This is a genomic window from Nitratireductor sp. StC3 (genome assembly GCF_003015025.1).
Taxonomy (GTDB): Bacteria; Pseudomonadota; Alphaproteobacteria; order Rhizobiales; family Rhizobiaceae; genus Mangrovimarina; species Mangrovimarina alexandrii.
Map to the genome: position 1 here is coordinate 387,865 of NZ_PYBP01000001.1, position 17,277 is coordinate 405,141.

Annotated in this window: 14 protein-coding genes and 1 pseudogene; 5 read left to right on the forward strand and 10 right to left on the reverse strand. The window is 60.4% G+C overall.

The window, feature by feature from the left end; all coding sequences use genetic code 11:
- Positions 1 to 53: 53 nt before the first annotated feature.
- The 3 genes from C7T96_RS01960 to C7T96_RS01970 form a co-directional block, all read right to left on the reverse strand.
- The gene (locus tag C7T96_RS01960; RefSeq protein WP_146149127.1) at positions 54 to 584 is read right to left on the reverse strand and encodes a hypothetical protein; all 531 of its coding nucleotides are present in this window, start codon (positions 582 to 584) and stop codon (positions 54 to 56) included.
- A 379-nt stretch (positions 585 to 963) separates the two neighbouring features.
- Positions 964 to 1,266: a hypothetical protein gene (locus C7T96_RS01965; protein ID WP_106569475.1), complete on the reverse strand. Its 303-nt coding sequence runs from the start codon at positions 1,264 to 1,266 to the stop codon at positions 964 to 966.
- Positions 1,266 to 2,135, reverse strand: a complete 870-nt coding sequence (locus tag C7T96_RS01970) for a phage integrase N-terminal domain-containing protein (RefSeq protein WP_106569476.1) — start codon at positions 2,133 to 2,135, stop codon at positions 1,266 to 1,268. Before C7T96_RS01970 ends, C7T96_RS01965 begins: the two co-directional genes overlap by 1 nt.
- Positions 2,136 to 3,196: 1,061 nt before the next feature.
- Between C7T96_RS01970 and C7T96_RS01980 the strand changes: the two genes are divergently transcribed.
- Together C7T96_RS01980 and C7T96_RS01985 are read left to right on the forward strand one after the other, a co-directional pair.
- Complete coding sequence (locus C7T96_RS01980) at positions 3,197 to 3,799, forward strand: hypothetical protein (RefSeq protein WP_106569478.1); 603 nt, start codon at positions 3,197 to 3,199, stop codon at positions 3,797 to 3,799.
- Between the two features lie 179 nt (positions 3,800 to 3,978).
- Positions 3,979 to 5,019, forward strand: coding sequence for an NAD(P)-dependent oxidoreductase (locus C7T96_RS01985; protein ID WP_158264285.1), 1,041 nt, complete (start codon positions 3,979 to 3,981; stop codon positions 5,017 to 5,019).
- 174 nt (positions 5,020 to 5,193) lie between these two features.
- Here the strand turns inward: C7T96_RS01985 and C7T96_RS01990 are convergent.
- From C7T96_RS01990 to C7T96_RS02000, 3 genes and pseudogenes are all read right to left on the reverse strand, one after another.
- Positions 5,194 to 5,361 (reverse strand): annotated as a pseudogene (locus C7T96_RS01990) (transposase); the annotation flags it as partial.
- A 48-nt stretch (positions 5,362 to 5,409) separates the two neighbouring features.
- On the reverse strand, positions 5,410 to 6,267 hold the full coding sequence (locus C7T96_RS01995; protein WP_158264286.1) for a cyclic nucleotide-binding domain-containing protein: 858 nt from the start codon (positions 6,265 to 6,267) through the stop codon (positions 5,410 to 5,412).
- Between the two features lie 20 nt (positions 6,268 to 6,287).
- Complete coding sequence (locus C7T96_RS02000) at positions 6,288 to 7,160, reverse strand: WYL domain-containing protein (protein ID WP_106569481.1); 873 nt, start codon at positions 7,158 to 7,160, stop codon at positions 6,288 to 6,290.
- 119 nt (positions 7,161 to 7,279) lie between these two features.
- Here C7T96_RS02000 and C7T96_RS02005 point away from each other — a divergent pair, with 119 nt between their 5' ends.
- A complete protein-coding gene (locus C7T96_RS02005) occupies positions 7,280 to 8,878 on the forward strand; it encodes a hypothetical protein (protein WP_106569482.1) in 1,599 nt (532 codons plus the stop codon).
- Between the two features lie 825 nt (positions 8,879 to 9,703).
- Here C7T96_RS02005 and C7T96_RS02010 read toward each other — a convergent pair.
- From C7T96_RS02010 to C7T96_RS02025, 4 genes are all read right to left on the reverse strand, one after another.
- Positions 9,704 to 10,099 (reverse strand): hypothetical protein, encoded by a 396-nt coding sequence (locus C7T96_RS02010; RefSeq protein WP_106569483.1) that lies wholly within the window; start codon positions 10,097 to 10,099, stop codon positions 9,704 to 9,706.
- A gap of 77 nt (positions 10,100 to 10,176) precedes the next feature.
- Positions 10,177 to 11,556 (reverse strand): integrase family protein, encoded by a 1,380-nt coding sequence (locus C7T96_RS02015; RefSeq protein ID WP_106569484.1) that lies wholly within the window; start codon positions 11,554 to 11,556, stop codon positions 10,177 to 10,179.
- A 460-nt stretch (positions 11,557 to 12,016) separates the two neighbouring features.
- Entirely contained in the window at positions 12,017 to 12,457 is a 441-nt protein-coding gene (locus C7T96_RS02020) for a hypothetical protein (RefSeq protein WP_158264287.1), read from the reverse strand.
- Positions 12,450 to 13,277: a ferredoxin--NADP reductase gene (locus C7T96_RS02025; RefSeq protein ID WP_106569486.1), complete on the reverse strand. Its 828-nt coding sequence runs from the start codon at positions 13,275 to 13,277 to the stop codon at positions 12,450 to 12,452. The genes C7T96_RS02020 and C7T96_RS02025 overlap by 8 nt, the downstream gene beginning before the upstream one ends.
- Before the next feature lie 210 nt (positions 13,278 to 13,487).
- Between C7T96_RS02025 and C7T96_RS02030 the strand changes: the two genes are divergently transcribed.
- Positions 13,488 to 15,560, forward strand: a complete 2,073-nt coding sequence (locus C7T96_RS02030) for a hydantoinase/oxoprolinase family protein (protein ID WP_106569487.1) — start codon at positions 13,488 to 13,490, stop codon at positions 15,558 to 15,560.
- A gap of 3 nt (positions 15,561 to 15,563) precedes the next feature.
- A complete protein-coding gene (locus C7T96_RS02035) occupies positions 15,564 to 17,276 on the forward strand; it encodes a hydantoinase B/oxoprolinase family protein (RefSeq protein WP_106569488.1) in 1,713 nt (570 codons plus the stop codon).
- Position 17,277 lies beyond the last annotated feature (1 nt).

Genomic DNA, 17,277 nt, shown 5'->3' on the forward strand with positions numbered 1-17,277 from the left:
GCGCCGTCGTGACACGAAACGTCACGCGGCAGGCTCCGCCCGATGCGGGCGCGTCAGTTCAGGTATCTGGGAGGTTTTGCGAGGACGCTGGTCTCGCCGTCGACGAGCGCGACGATGCATATCGCACCGTGGCCACTGCTGGCCGGCCATTGCGGGAACGGGCAGTCGACCGGCACCGCGGTGACCGGCGCGCAATGGACTTCGCAGCCGCCGTCCGAGAACTTGCCGCTCTTGTGATGCTGGACCTTGCTTTGCGCGTGTCCGGTATCGGGGCCAGCGTGATGGCCGTCTTCATGCGCGTGGTCCGCAACGGCATGCGGTGTGTGGCCCTGTGCAACTTCGGCGGGCTTGACAGCCAGACCCTTGGCGCTCGCCAGAGAAAACAGGCCAGGCTGCACCGATGTGAGGGCGAGAAAAAGAATCGCGAGCGCCAGCCGGAGCGGCGCGGCATACATGAGCTTGATGGCATGCCCGATTTGCATGGCGCGAATAAGCTTGATCCGCGTGCCGCATGTCAAGTGGGATATTTGGGCCACATCCGGGCGCCGGCTGAGATGAGGCTCTATGTTCGAAGCAATCAGCATCGTCCTCACCAGACACCTTTGATCATTCCGGTCCACAGATAGGACCAGAACGTCGATGGTACCATTGCTTCGACTCGCCGGTGACAGGCAATATCTTGATGTCCCCGTTCAAGACTCGCCCAACCGTCTCGACACAGCTCTCGCGTGAGCGTGCCGCAAGGCATGTCCTGCAAAGGGTTGTGCTGTTCAGGCCGGCGGAGCCGGCGTGCGATACATCAATATGGCTTCCACCACACGGCATGTCCCTGATCAAAGAGGATAAAGGCCAAAGTCAGCAAGGTCGCCACGCACAGAAGCCAAATTATCCATCCAGTCAGGGTCAATACGATGCGCAGGCTCCCCAGCACCAGTGGTAGCAGCGCTAGCAGAATCAGCGAGCTCACCAGAAGATAACCAACTCAGGATAATCGTCCTGCGAGGAATTCAGCGGGTCGGGGATTGGCACCGTCGGATACCAGACATAGCGGTAGTGGCCGACCTCGAGCCAACCTTCCAACTGGCGCGCCGGCTCCGTGCGGGACAGATCGAACGGATAGATTTGGCTGAGCCGGAGATCGCGGTACCCTTCCCTCGCCCGTTCCTCAATAGCCTCCACGACACGGATGATATCGAACAGTTGGACCGCGTAGCGCTCCCTGGCTTGAGTGGTGAGTTCCCAGTTGCTTTTGGCATCAGACATCATCAGGCCCTCCCCAGGTAGGTATCGGTGATGGCGAGGCGGGCGTGGCCAAGCTCCCCGGAAATCTTGAGGCGTGCGGCTCGATCCTGCTGTCGCTCGTCTTCGGACATGTCCCCGCGGCGTTTACCACCTTGCAGGGGGCAGGCTTGGCCCGTCAGGGCGAGGTAGCGCTGCTGGGCGTAGGCATGGCGGAACCCGTGCGTGTTGCGCAGTCCCGCTTGGAGGGTTTGATATTCATAGCGTCTGAGTTGTTCGGCGTAGGTGCTGTTGGTCGGGATCAGCGAGCCGTGGCCCGGGATCAGGCGGCGGATGTCCATCAGCACTCGGCGCTGGGCTTCCGCAATAATGGGTACCGATCGTGCGCGACCGCCTTTCGTCCAACTGGACTTGAGCACGATGCGGTGTGCCTGGATCGCATACGCCGGCTGAAACTTGATCGCCTCTTCACGGCGCAAGCCGAACGCGACCTGGAGCAGGACAGATGCCCGGATCAATGGGCACGCGATCTGCTTGAACTTAGCGGGATCGAGTTTGCGGGCACGGTTGATCGGCGCTTCGGTCTCCTTGGCCAGTCCGTAGGTGGCATTGTCACGTTCGACGATGTTGGGCTTGTTGATGCGATCGGCCCACCATCTGAGCCAGGAAAGGCGGTTGCGGATGGTGGCGTCATCCAGGTCATTACCCTGCCAGTGTTCGACCAGCGCGTTGACGTGCCGTGTCTTGAGAGAGCGGGCACCCGGCAGGCGGTAGCCAAGTCGCCGCAGATCAGCGGCCATCGCGGTGAGGCCGCGCAATCGGTTCTTCTGTGTGCCGTAGGCGCCGTCGCGGTTATGACGGCACATGCGGCCCAGGTCCATCGTGAGATCGTCCATCAGTCTCTTCCAGTATTGTTCTTGTCGGTGAGTGTTGATGGCCGTCGCCATGGCCGTAGCCAAAGCGACCCGCAGAGCGTGTCTGCGGCTCAGGACCGAAGACGTGATGAACTCCTTTCAAGCGGTAAGAGCCTCCTAGAGCCGGTCTGGAGACCGGCCGGTGTGGGTTGCCCGGATGGGCGAACCGGATCGTTGAATCCGGTTGGGTGGTCGCGCGGCGGCGACCTGATCGATAGAGCGCGCATGCTGCTCTCCTGTGGTTGGAAAAAGGGATGTGAGATTTGATCGGCTGTTGCGGATCGGGTTCACGTTGGGAGAGCAAGAAAATGAAAGCGAGAAAAAGGTGCGGAAAATGATGAAGTTAGAGGACTTCGTGTGTCCGATCACGCGGGTGGCACGTGCGTTCATTGACAGAAAGGCGCGGATGAGCTTGGCAAAGTGGGGTGCCGTCACTACCGGATGCTCCGGGTAGTGACGGCACCCGCCGCGCACGCCGATTGTCAGACGTCCGACAAACGCTGGCGCCTTCGCTCGCGCACCTGCCCGGCCCGAACGCTACAGGCCGCAGTGTTCATCGGAATGGCGGCGAGGTTGACCTGCCTTCGGCAACCCGCAAGCCGTCTGCCGCCGCTACGCGGTCTCCCGAGCAGAGGCTTGCGGAACGCCTTTCTTGGGCAGGCCTTTGCCTCATATTCCGATGAGGAATGCGGCCGAGGCATGCCGAGTTGCGCGAAGGCGCATCGGAGCGCGCATTCTATTGATTCTGCGGGATGGCCCGCATCACGTTGGGGGTTAAAGCCCATTTCCCGTATTTTTTCTGTACGCGATCACGTAAAGAGCCAAGATGACTTGCTTCTTTGACAATTTTGGTTTGAGCGTATTCGGGTGGAGGACCTTGGCGTCGATGACAGTCACTGACACTCATCGAGTACCTGGGAGGGTGCTCTTCGCAAAATTGCCAAGTAAGTGCTTAAGATGGCTTCTTCGGCAAGTTCGCTGCAGGGTAGTCGATCGGGAAATTTCGCGCGCCTGCATTTCTAACCTAGTTCGAAGAAAATAGAATGTCGTCGTCGTTTAAGGTCGTTGACGCGATCCATCAGCTGGAAGTTGTAGACCGAAGCTCCACGACTTTCCGCTCTGAGCATACTTTCGTGGTGGAAGCGACCTTGCCTAGCCGATTTTTCGTTCGTGAGTACTATTGGACCGGGTCCGGCGTGGAAAAGGAGCCTGTTCCCGAATTGGTCTCGGACATCGACGCTTGGGGTTTTCCGCTGCAGCGCATCCATGGCCCCTTGATTGTGGAGGGACAAGCACGAATCGTCCTGGTTGATCTAGGACGGACGATCAATGTGGGAGAACAGGAAACTCTCGTGTTCCGACACAAAATGAAGGACTTGGGTGGATCCTTCAGGCCATTCTTGCGAGTCAGGCCAACGAAGGCCATCGAGAACGTCTTGCGACTAACTGTCGTGCTCCCCGAATGGTCGGGCTTGCGTGTCCAGTATCTTCGCTTTACCCACGACACAGAAAAGGTCATCGAGTCGGAGGAAATCATGGGCAGGTCTGCGTGTGAAGGACGACTTGTGTTTGAAAAGGAGATCTTTAAGCCAAACAGGAATAATATGGGTCACCGCATCGAATGGACGCATTCTTCTCAAGACTAGACATAGAACAAACCTGGTGCTATGAATTCACCTAAAGCAAGGAGCCGAAATATGGGCGATCACACCTAAGTGCCGCAAGAAGAATGTCCGCAAATTCTGGCAGAATATCGGCATACTTCTCGCACCTTGTGAGTCGTCTTGGCTCATTCCGAGATATACACTGTGTAGCGATCGCTCACATGGTGCCAAATACTCTTTCTTTCGCGCCGGCGCTTGATGATTTCTTGACGTTAGCGGCCATTCTCGCGAAGCCTAAGTCTGTGGGGCGTCCCGAGTATGGCATTCTCTCACGGAAGTACAAGACACCAAGCCTGTCCCGTGGCTGGGCGGCGGATGTTGACGCAGTACTCGCTACATTCGATGATCTCGGCCTCGCGGGCCGCAAGGTTGTGCTCGTGGACATCGGTGGCTACTTTGCCACCTCGGTCGACACCATCGCGGCGCGATTCGATGGTAATATCCTAGGCGTAATGGAGGGGACCGAGAACGGCGCCGCGAAATACGAGGAACACGGTGACCGCAAGACACCTGTGATCACCGTAGCCCGCAGCCCCCTAAAGTTGCCCGAAGACTACTTGGTCGGATCCAGTATGGTGTTTTCGATCGAAGCAGTCCTACGAGATCAGGCTGAGATACTCCAAACGCGATCCGCCACTGTAGTGGGATATGGACGTGTCGGCAGTTCCATAGCCGACATCCTTCGGGGGCGTGGAATCAACACAGTTGTATACGACACCGATCCCGCGAAGCTCGCAGAAGCTGCAGCCCGCGGGTTCCAGGCTAATGTACGGCTTGATGACGCCCTTGAACGAGCGTCACTGGTGGTGTGCGCCACGGGCCAAAAAGCGTTCGATCTCCGTGGTTTCGGGATGCTGCAGTCAGGTTGCGTGATTGCTAGCGTAACTTCGGCGGACGACGAGTTCGATCTCAGTGTGCTTGAGAAGGGGTACGTTCGCGAACCGGTTGGCGACAACTTAGTACGCTACCAAGAAAATCGCCCGGGTGGTAGACACTTCTTTTTGATCGCTGACGGCAACGCAGCAAATTTTCTACACGGCGCGGTGATTGGGCCTGCAATTCAGCTCATCGAGGGCGAAAAGCTGCGTGCTATCAAGGCACTGATCGACGGCGAGGTACCGCCGAGTAACGGTCACCTCCCCGGATTAAGTCATAGAGAACGCCGCGAGGTTGCCGAAATCTGGATCGAGCATTTCCTGTAGTAAAAGGTTCGCGCCGCAAGCGGTCGCTGATGGCGCGCACATTTGACCGACTATGGCATCTGTGTTGACCTGCTCCACGTTTTGTCCGCGTCTAAAAGTTATACCTGGAACCGGAACTTCAGGGGTGTTGCTCTGGGCTTTGGACCGCCGGAGGCTGGAGATTTCCGGCTTCTGTCACGGTGACGGGCTGGCTGCGTCACCGGGACTCTGCAGCGCGATCGGGACGTTGTATCCGATCGCCGAGTGAGGCCGAACCTCATTGTAGTATCGACGCCAATCCTCCATCTTTTCGCGGGCATCCGCAAGGCTCAGGAACCAATGGGCGTTCAAGCATTCCGCCCGCAGGGTTGGCTTGCAGCGCCGGCAACAGTGAGAAGCAGAAGCGAAAACTTAGTGCGTACCATCTGATTGGCTGATTTTCGCGTCGAAGTGAGCCCCTAACCAGGCTATCGCGAGCAATGCAGCACAGCTGACGGCAAAGAATCCAAGGTTGACTTGTAGCCCGGCATCAAAGTTTATGAAAAATGGGACGGTCGACTTTTCTCCATCTACAGTCACCGAGAAACTTATCCCACCGTATAGGATAAGTCCGAATAGCGCCAAACTAGCAGCGCGCGACATGTTACGATACCGATGAGCGGGGTTCGCGAGTAAGAGGCCGATATAAGTAAATGTACCGAATGCAAGACCTCCAGCCACACATTGCCACCCGATAAAGTCAGCCAACCACATTGTGAGGGCGGCAACTGCGGCAATAACGCTGGCAGCAATGCCCGATAAGACAGGCCAAGAGAACCAGCCAACTTGCTTGTCAGCCAGTTGGGAGATCTTAGTGCGAGACAGTTCATCAATCCAATCGTCCAGCTTGGCCTGGAAGTACGGGAAATCTCTCATCAGCCCTCGGAACTCACTTCCTGACACTACCAAAGCGTCGAGCGCGTTCGAGGAAACTATGACATCGGCCGTGCGAGGTTTTCCGGCCCTCTTTGCTGCCATTTCACCCACGGTGTTCGGTGCGCTTCTCGTGTCGATATGGCGCCCGTGGATCCGCACGTCTGCACTTCCAGAGGTGATGAAATAGACGCAATCATCGGCCGCGCCTTTCTGAATGAGGTGATGGCCCTTTAAGAACGTCCTGGGTTGGGCACACGCCAAAATGCGTGTCACAATCTCAGCGTTGCCTCCGATGAAATCGTTCTGCAGCAGAACAGCCCGCCGACGTTCCGCTATGTCCGTATCAGCTGACATGGGAGTTTCTAGGCTTCGCGTCATCTTCGGCCGAGGCTTTCTTCTACTTCCACAAGGTTGGCAATCGATAGGTGGAAACTGCTCTTGTTGCGCATGCAACTGCCCTCCATTTCGAGAGGATCGAAACCGTAGTGCCGCAAATAGTAAAACATCATCGCCTTGCGGACGTTGACGCATAGCTCTCCATTGTCCATGTCGTATTCGAGTTGAAGCTGCTCCTTCTGTCGCCGGGGAAGTGCTGGATCGGGCTGAAGTCTGAGAGCCACAAATGTCTGCCAGCTAAGGTCCTCCGGCAACTCATCCCGCTCATGCTCAACGATTTTGATTTTGTCGACGCGCGATAGCACAAAATCGGAATAGCGACCTTTGTCCGCATCAAACGCCCGCATGTGCCAGCGATGGCCATCGCTGGCGATCGCGTGAGGAAAAAGGTGTCGCGGGCCTTCGGTTTCGGAACTCAGTGAAACGTAGGTAACTTCGGTGCACTTCCGGGTGCGGATCGCGTGAAGGACCGACTTCAGCGTCGCCGGTGCGATTCGTCTTGTGGCGACATCAACCGCGTCGAAAGACGGCATCTCGGCAGGCCAGACTTCACCGATATGTCGATACCCCCGATGCACCATCTCCAACTGCTGGAGATATTCTGAGGCCTCTCCCTTCAAGAAAATCGACCGAAAATGAGCAGTCGCGACGTAGGTCCTCTGCCGGGGGTCATAGACCATGTTTCGGGGGGCGATTTCTAAGTATGAGGTTAGGTCAAGAGTGGCCTGTTGAGGAGAAATCTCAAACTGGTCCTGGAGCCGCCTGCGTCCAACCGTCCCGTCCCACATAAGCTGAAACTCGATGAACTCGTATCGTCTGCGTAGGCTGGGTTTGATGGTGTCGTGCTTCATGAGTCGGCGTCCTCGATCCGCAATACTAGCGTCTTGACATTGATTAGGATAGTCCTAATACATAGGAGTATCACACTTTGTGTGCCGTCCAGCGGCTCGCATCGGGAAGGACGATTGATATGACATGGAACAGGGCGGCGGCATTCGCGCGCATCAGCAAACTGGCGAAAAATACGCCAGAATTGGACGTTCAACGCTTCGAGGACTATCGGCGTGTCTACGACGAGGAGAAGGCCATCAGGGCCTTGAAAAAGCTCCCTACAACGCCACCGCTGTTCAGCCTTCCCAAGAACAAGGCTGTCGTGGTCGATACGGTGCAGATATATATCGCGATCACAAACTACGACGAATACCGGCTTCACGAAGGCCGGGAGACAGAAAGGTCTCATGAGCGCGCCATGCGGCTCCTGCACCTTTACTACAGCGCCGCCGATCGGGTCATTGAAGCATCGGCGGCCCAACGGGTCGATTTCCACAGCGGACGAGTTCACACCGTTATTGTTGAGAGGGAAAAAGGTGGCGTGACCCGCCAAACACTCGCTGAAGCCTTCGCTTTTGTCGAAGACTTCAAGAAGGTCGCCGAGACAGCAAACAAGGAACTCGCCGGTGGCGAGTTCGGCATATCCTTCCGTGTCGGGATTGACATCGGGACCTGCGTCGCAATCAACAACGGCACAGGTTGTGAGCAAGAGCCGATGTTCCTAGGCAGCGCGGCGAACCACGCGGCCAAGCTCGCTTTCGGCAATGAACCTGGTGTCTATGTCTCCAGCCGCGTTCGGAAGCTGCTCGGAAAGCAGGAAACAGGCATTCTCACCGATTTCCTGAGCCTCACCGATGACGAAGTGAAGCTGAATGCAGCCCGGCAATATGCAAGCGGACTTATGGAAGGCTCGCTTGATCGGGGTGAATTCGCCGACCAGATTGTGAACAAGTGGCGCGAGGACATCCGGCGGGAACAGGCTCCGGACTTCACCAATCCCAGCTTCCAATTCTTCCACAAGGAACCACCCTTGCGCGAGATCGATTACGCTGAGTTGCAGCCCAGCAAATCGATCAGGATGCCGCTTGTATCGCTTTTCGCGGATCTGTGCGGTTACACGGACTACATCGACACTGCCGTCAGATTGGGCGATATCCGCGATGCCGTCCGGGCCCTGTTTGTGATCCGACAAGAATTCCAGAACGTGGTCGAGCAGGATTTTGGCGGTCGCAAGGTACGTTTCATTGGCGACTGCATTCACGCCGTCTTGGCCGAAGGCTCACGAACGGACACGGATGAGCGACGAAGCGTCTCGACGGCCGCGCTTTGCGCTGGTGGGCTCCACTCTTCGTTCGGATTGTGTAAGTCGGTTTTGGGCCACCTTGACAGCCTTGGCCTGGCAGTCGGCATCGAACTCGGCTCCACACCGATATCCAGGATCGGCATCGGGGGGGACCGCTCCGTTCGGGTCGCATCCAGCATCGCCACGACACGCTCCGAACAAATGCAGCGGGACTGTGAAGACAACGGACTCAAGCTGGGTCCAAATGCGCTTCAAGCCGCGCCAGCTGCGCTGGAGGACCTTGTTGATGAGAACGGTCATACCTCTGTGCTTGATTACGGCGACGTCGCGACCTGCCTGTCGGCTACGGCACCCGCAGTAGCAGCTCCGAATTACGCCCGCGCCCATGTGCCGCCAACCGCACCTGAACCGCGAGCACATTTGAAGGTCGAATGACGTCCCTTAGGCTGCTTCTGGATAACATTCCGGCCTGGGTGAAGCTTGAGGAGTATCAAGGAGCCCGCGCGCGTATCACAGCAAGCTTGCCTTCAGCCGCCTCTGACTTAGGACGACAGTTCCAGCTTGAATTGGCCAAGTCAGACAAAGGTGGAGTCCAGGTCAAGGAACTGCCTGTTTCGCGGGCGTTACCATCGTTTTGCCTTGAGCGCCACATCAATGGCGACGGCACATTTTGTATCTATTTTGGCTCCGAGGCTGCGCTTGATGATGCGGATGCCGCCATTTCGTGGTGGGGGTGCTTGGAGGTCTTCTTGAGCAATCAAATCTACGCGGAGAAGCGGGCAGTATGGCCTCTCGAACGCGGCCTGAGTCATGGGGACGCGGCCAAAGAGCAACTCGCGATGGAAGCTCTCGTCGAATCCCTACCGGGATGGAAAGACGAAATACTGAAAGCTCTGTTTCGCGGAAAAGGTTGGCTAGCCGGGAAGCTCCCGCGAGCATCGAAATCCCTTGACCGAGTGCTCAACGTCCGGGCCCCATGTCCGCGAGGCTGCACCCGGAAACATAAACTGCTTCGAAAACAATCGTGTGAGGTTGTGACCTGCAATCCCGGTTGCGTCCGACGCCATGTCCCTTTGGTGCGAGCGAGCTGCCCCCATAGGTCAGTCGTTGAGGAACTGGTGCTCCGCGAATACCGGCGGCGCCGCATCGAGGCTGAAATCATTGATCATCTAATTCAGCAAGGCCTCCGCTGTTGCGGCACAATGAGAATCTGCCCAGTGCGCGACCGTACCCAAGCTGATGAGAAATGAGGGACGCAAATCACCGGCGGTGGTAGTACGTCGTCCACGCGAGCCGGATATCTGTAAAGGACCACTCTTTGCGTCTGCCATGCGCGGGGCTGGGGCGGTGGCGGCAGCCGGCCAGACCAGACTCGCGCTGAAATTTCATGAACCACGCGACGGATTTGGGTTTGCCGCGAGGCGTTGGCCGAACGGCGCGGATGATGCCGCTATGGGCCCAATGTTCATGAGGGTTGGGAATCGAGGCTGGGTCATCGAGAAAGGCCCGGAGCTGGTGCAGCGTCCGTTCGTCCGGTCCCTCTCTCAGTTCCGACCTTAGTTCCTCGACGACCGTTTGCGCAGCGCGGCGCCCGGTTTGTTCGAGGAGTTCGGTGAGTTGGGTGTGGGTCAACACCACAGCCTGCATGGCTTCCATGGCGATCGGCTTTCATCGGTGGGATTGTGCGTCGGGAATTACCGACGGGACAATTGCCGCACAGGCCGAAAATGACGTCAACCTTGCAAGCCCAGCAAATGACCAAGGCGTTCTGTGACTGGCCGTAGCGGGTCAACCAGGCCCAGATCGTAGATCATCGTCGTTTCCAGGTTCCCCTTGTGGTCGACGTAATGCGAGATCGCCTCGTGTGACACGCCCTGCCCCGTCAGCATAAGCGAGATGGCGATGCGTTTGAGGTCGTACAGTTGGAAATACGCGGGAACGCCCGGCAGCGCCTTGAACCGCTCCAGCCCCTTGCGGAAGTTGTCGCGCGGACGTGTTGGATCGGTATGGGATGGGAACAGCAGCTCACTCGCTGGCCAGCGGGATCGCTGCGCCCAAACCAGTTCGGCGACCTTCGGGTGGATCGGCACGGAACGGTAGGCGTATTCATAGGCCGCCCGAGAGAGTTTGATGCCCTTGGTGTTGTGTTTGTGCCAGACGAGCTTCTCGAGATCGAAATGTTCGAACCTGGCTGTGGCCAGATCGCTCGGCCGTGCCATCGTCAGGAAGAGGATCCCCATGAGTCGGCAGAGCTCCGTCATCTGATCGTTAGCGATGACCAGGCGGGCCTTGGCGAGGGCCTTGTCTCGCTTTTCGACGCCCTCCAGCCCTTCGACGTCCGGCAGGACCTCGATCGGCGGGTTGAAGATGTGTGCGGCGATCTGCTTGATCTGCTCGGTTGAGTAATCCCTCCGCCGGCGCACGGTCTTGCGCGGCCGGATTGGCGTACACGGGTTCCGCATGTCCACCAGTTGCATGCGGATGGCCCAGTTGAAGAGAGCCGAGACGCGCGTCAGAGCCGAGTTGTAACTGTGCGGAGCCGAGAATTGTTTCTGGAACCGCTCAACGTCCAATGGCTTGATCGCTGAGAGCGCGCTGTCGGCAAACATGCTCCCGAAATCGATGTATGCCTTCCGTTTGTTGCGCCCTCTCCGGCTTTCTACCTTCGGCGACGCGTGCAGCCATTTCGCCATGTATCGCGCGAACGCGGCCTTGTACCCCTCGGATAGCCCTTGTACGTGCTCCTCCCAATAGCTATCGATGGCCTCGCGTACCGTCAGAAAGTGTTTCCGGCGGGGATCGACGCGATTGATATCCGGGTTCTCGCCAGCATCCAGCTCCTGCTGGCGCTCGATGACCGCAAGGCGCGCTTCGCCAACGTTCATCGAAACGGTCGAACCAATCGCCTTCCGGTATCTCCGGCCGTTGAGTTGATAGGCATGAACAAACGCCTTGCGTCCCAATGCGGTGACGCGCAATCCAAGCCCCGAGACGGAGCCGTTGCGCACGCGCCCACCTTCAGCGATAGGGTGATCCCAGTAAATCTCTTGGTCTTTTCCAGACGGGCAATGGGCATTAAAGACGAAGGCGTCAGTGAGAAATAAACTTGGCATTCAATGTAACTTCCATGTAACGGATTTATACCAAATGCTACATGAAAATTAAAGTATTAACTGTGACAAATATTGAAAAAATGATGATGTTATAAACATATCCCGCAGTTTATTGAAGTTACAAATTAGGCTGATCCCGGTTGGTAATGACGAGGTCGGCAGTTCAATCCTGCCCAGCAGCACCAGAAATTTCAATGATTTACCCACGCTTCGGTCGCAAGCGAAACCCGCCATGTAACTTTCGTGTAACGCGCCTCCGGTTCCGATCAAATTCGCGGCTGGCCGCCCTCACCTGCCACTTCCGGCCAACGTCGCGCGATATGGCGGCGGCGCTCCGAATCAGTCCAGCATGGGAACGAGTGGCCACATATTTCGGACACAGAATTGGACACATACGATGTTCTGACGGCCAAATGCATTTAGTATCAGATATTTATATCTTGGCTACGTAGACTTTTAATCAGTAGGTCCAGGGTTCGAGCCCCTGCGCGCTCACCAGAATTTTCTTCAAAATCAAAGACTTTCGCCAGGTTTCCTGGTTTTTCGCACCGCCGCGGCAGCCGTGACGCCATTCTGTCCCGATCCCGCCCGGATCGCCCAAGTCCGGCCGCCGGTGATTCAACGCAGGACCGCCCGGCGTCGCCCCGCACGCCGCGACGGCGGGGTGCGTGATCGCACCATACACGCGGCGGGCTTCATGGGCGAGGTTCGAGGCTGCGGACCGTGATTCCTGAAAGCGTATCTCCCACGCGATCTGGCAACATTCGGGAGGCACGGTCCGTTCCCTGCCCATGGACGAGGCATGGGCAGGGCCTTTCACGAAAAAACCGCCGGCGTCGGGCGACGCCAGGCGGTTTTTGCGATGTTGCTGCGGCTTCGTTCGGAGCCGCCGCTCAGCCAACGAAGGCGCGCTCGACGACGAAATCGGCCGGCGCGGCATTGGAGCCCTCGACCAGGCCGGATTTTTCCACCAGCGCCTTGACGTCGCGGATCATATCGAGCGATCCGCAGATCATCACCCGGTCGCTGGCGGGGTCGAACGGCGCGACGCCGAGATCGGAAAACAGCTTGCCCGATTCGATCAGCGTGGTGATGCGGCCGGTCCGCGCGCCGTCCGCGCGCGTGGTGGTGGGATAATAATGCACGCGCCCGGCGACCAGCTCGCCGATCAGCGGATCGGCCCGCAACGCGGCGATCAGCTCGTCGCCATAAGCGAGCTCGGCGATATCCCGGCAGGTGTTGGTCAGCACGATCTCGTCGAATTTCTCATATGTGTCGGGATCGCGGATCAGGCTGGCGAAGGGGGCGATGCCGGTGCCGCTGGCGATCATGTAGAGCCTCTTGGCCGGGCTCAGCGCGTCGTTGACCAGCGTGCCGGTCGATTTCTGGCGCAACAAAACGGTGTCGCCGGGCACAATCTTCTGCAATTCCGACGTCAGCGGGCCGTTCGGCACCTTGATCGAATAAAACTCCAGTTCCTCGTCCCAGGCCGGGCTGGCGATCGAATAGGCGCGGAACACCGGCTTTTCGGCGTTGGGCAGGCCGATCATCACGAATTCGCCCGAGCGGAAGCGAAAGCTCTGCGGGCGGGTGATGCGGAAGGAGAACAGCCGGTCGGTATAGTGTTTCACCGAGACCACGGTCTCGGCATGCACGCCGGCGGGAATCGGAAAGTCCGGCTTGCGGGCGGTCTCATTGCTGTTGGCGGCGACATTTGTCATCCGGTGCACCTTCCTGGCAAGCGTCGGTTGAAATGGCCGCGCGGCGGCCGGCTGTGGCGGACGGTGCCGGGCCCGTCCGTGGGATGTTCGACCCTGTGTCTTGCTCGCGAAATTAATTAGTATACAAATGAATATCGGGTCAAGATCGAGACCGGGAGAGCTGTTCCAAATTGCCGGCCATTGTTAGGCCGCGCGTTCGGGAAAACCGAGATGGACGAAAAAAATCGCGCCGGCCCCGCCTCAACCGTGGCCGGCATCGACGTCGGCGGCACGTTTACCGACCTGATCCTGATCGACGCGGCATCGGGCGGCCGGGTGCGGCTCGCCAAGACCCCCACCACCGGCGCCAACCAGGCCGAGGGCGTGGTCGACGCGCTCGCCCAGACCGGATTTCCCGTCGAGGCGATCGACCTGATCGTGCACGGCACCACCACCACCACCAACGCGGTCTTGGAACGCCGGCTGGCGCGCACCGGCATGATCACCACGCGCGGCTTTCGCGACATTATCGAGCTCGGCCGGCGCACCCGGCCGCAGCCCTACGGCATGACCGGCCGTTTCGAGCCGGTGATCGCGCGCGATTTGCGGCTCGAAGTCGGCGAGCGCATGACGGCGGCCGGCACGGTACACACGCCGCTCGACGAGGACGAACTGCGCGCCGCCGTCGTCCGGCTCCGCGACCGCGGCTGCGAGGCGCTCGTCATTCATTTTCTGCACGCCTACGCCAATCCCCGCCACGAATTGCGCGCCGCCGAGATCGCGGCCGAGCTCTGGCCCAACGACCACATCACCATGGCGCACGCATTGCTGTCGGAGGCGCGCGAGTTCGAACGCGGCGTGACGGCCGCCGTCAACGCCGCCGTGCAGCCGATCCTGCAGCGTTATGTCGAGCGGCTGCGCCGCGACCTGCGCGGCAAGGGCTACAAGCGCGAATTTTTGGTCATGAACGGCAATGGCGGCATGATTTCGGCCGGACTGGTGGCGCGCGAGGCCGCCAAGACGGTGATGTCGGGTCCGGCCTCCGGCGTGATGGCGGCCGCCCACACCGCGCGGCGCGCCGGCTTCGGCGACATCGTCACCTACGACATGGGCGGCACCTCGACCGACGTCGCCATGGTGCGCGCCAGCCGCCCGGCGGTCTCCAACGAGATCGAGATCGAATACGCCATGCCGATCCACGTGCCGATGGTGGACGTGCGCACCGTCGGCGCCGGCGGCGGCTCGATCGCCCGCGTCAACGATGCCGGGCTTTTGGAGGTCGGCCCCGAGAGCGCCGGCGCGCTGCCCGGGCCGATCTGCTACGGCCGCGGCGGCACCCGGCCGACCGTGTCGGACGCCAATCTGCTGCTCGGCCGGCTCAATGCGCAAAAGCTGCTTTCCGTCGACGGGGCGGCCGATCTTGACGCGATCGGCGACGTGTTTGCGCGCACGCTCGGCGCGCCGCTCGGCCTCGACGCGACCGGGGCGGCCGGCGCCGTGCTCAGGATCGGCAATCTCAGGATGGCCGGCGCCATCCGCATGGTCTCGATCGCCAAGGGGCACGACCCGCGCGATTTTTCGCTGTTCGCCTTCGGTGGCGCGGGCCCGCTGCATGCCTGCGCGCTCGCCCGCGAGCTGGGCATTCCGCGCGTCATCGTGCCGGCCCGGCCCGGCATCACCAACGCGCTCGGCTGCGTGGTCGCCGATCTCAGGCACGATTTCGTGCGCACGCTGAACCGGCCGCTGGCCGATCTCGACATGGCGGCGGTGCAGGCGATCCTCAACGAACAGGCCGGCGAGGGCCGCGACCTGATCGCGCGCGAGGCGGTGCGGCCCGAACGCATCGAGATCGTCCATTCCGCCGACATGCAGTTCGTCGGCCAGACCCATCTTCTCAATGTCGCGCTGCCCGGCCCCGCCGTAGAGCGCGCCACGCTGCAGGCCTTGTTCGAAAAGGCCTATTTCGCCCGTTTCAAGGTAAAACTGCCGGAAATCCGCGCCAATCTGGTCAATCTCAACACCTCGGTGATCGGTATCCGCCCCGAACTCGACCTGTCGACGCTGATCGATCCGGCCGGGCGGGCCGACACGCTCGCCGGCGCGCTGGCGACAACGCGGCCGGTCTGGTTTGCCGGCGACTGGCTGGACACGCCCGTCTACGCCCGCGAACAACTGCCGCTTGCGGCCCGCATCGACGGCCCGGCGATCCTGGAACAGATGGACGCCACCACCGTGCTGGAACCCGGCGACCGGGCCGTGAGCGACGGCGACGGCAATCTGATCATCACCGTTGCAAAGGCGTGAGCCATGGCCGAGCTCGACCCGATCACCCTGACCGTCATCCAGGCCGCGCTGCAGCAGGTCTGCGACGAGATGGATTTGGCCTTTTCGCGCGCGGCGTTCTCGCCGGTGATCGCCGAGGCCAATGACCGCTCCGACGGCATCTATGCGGCCGACGACGGCGCGCTGATCGCCCAGGGCGTCGGCGGCCTGCCGGTCTTTGTCGGCGTGATGGAATATTCCACCCGCACGCTGATCGAGATGATCGCCGACGGGCGCTGCCTGCCGCCCGAGCCGGGCGACATCTATATCGTCAACGATCCCTATCTCGGCGGCACGCATTTGATGGACGTGCGTTTTGCCCGGCCGGTGTGGCGCGACGGCAAGATTTTCTGCTGGCTGTCCAATACCGGCCACTGGCCCGATATTGGCGGCTCGGTTCCGGGCGGGTTTTCGGCGTCGGCCACCGCCGTCGAGCAGGAGGGACTGCGGCTGCCGCCGGTCAAGCTTTTCAAGCGCGGCGAACTCGATCCCGAAATCCACGCCATCATCGCCTCCAATATCCGCGTCGCCGACCAGCGCATCGGCGACATCAAGGCCCAGGCCGCCGCGCTGATGGTCGGCGAGGAGCGGCTTTGCGCCCTGCTCGACCGCTATGGCGACGACACCGTTCTGGCCGCGATCGCCGAATTGCGCCGGCGCGCGGCCGAGCAGATGCGTGCGCGTATCGCCGACATCGCCGACGGCGTCTATCGCGCGACGGCCCATGTCGATTCCGACGGGGTCGTCGACCGGCCGCTGACCATCGCGCTGGCGGTCGAAAAAACCGGCGACCGGCTGGTGTTCGACTTTGCCGGCTCGAGCCCGCCCTGCGCGGGGCCGATGAACAGCGTGCTCGCCACCACGCTGTCGTCGGTCTACCTCGCCATGCGCCACATCTTCCCCGACGTGCCGCTCAGCGCCGGCGCGTTCGAGCCGCTGGAGATCCGCCGCCCCGAAGGCACGTTTCTCGACGCGCATTATCCGCGCCCGGTCTCCGGCTGCGCGGCCGAGGTCTCGCAGCGCATCGCCGAAGCGGTGTTCGCCGCCCTGGTCCAGGCCCTGCCCGAACACGTGACGGCCGCACCGGCCGGCTCGTCCGGCAATTTTGCGCTTGGCGGCCACGATCCGGCGCGCGGGCGCGATTACGTCATGTACCAGATTTCCGGCGGCGGTTATGGCGGCAACAGCGACCATGACGGGCTCAGCAATGGCTGTTCGACCATCGGCATCTCCAAATCGCCGCCGATCGAGGTGATGGAGCAGGCCTATCCGATCCTCTACCGCCACTACGCGCTGCGCGAGGGCTCCGGCGGCGCCGGTCGGCATCGCGGCGGCTTCGGGCTCGCCTACGAGGTCGAGCTCCTGCGCGGCGAGGCGCGCGCCTCCTTCGTCATGGACCATGGCCGGTTCGGCCCGCAGGGCGTGCTCGGCGGCGCCGACGGCGGCGTCAACACCGTCACCGTGTGGCGCGACGGGATCGCCCACGTGCCGCAACATCTGTCGAAGGAACAGGACATCGCGCTCAAACCCGGCGACCGCGTCAGTGTCGGCACGCCGGGCGGCGGCGGTTACGGGAACCCGCGCGAACGCCATCCCGCCCTGGTGCGCCGCGACGTGGCGCTCGGTTATTACACCGAAGCCGAAGCGATGGAGAAATTCGGCGTCACGGCCCAATTGCTCGCCGACGACGAGGCCTGAA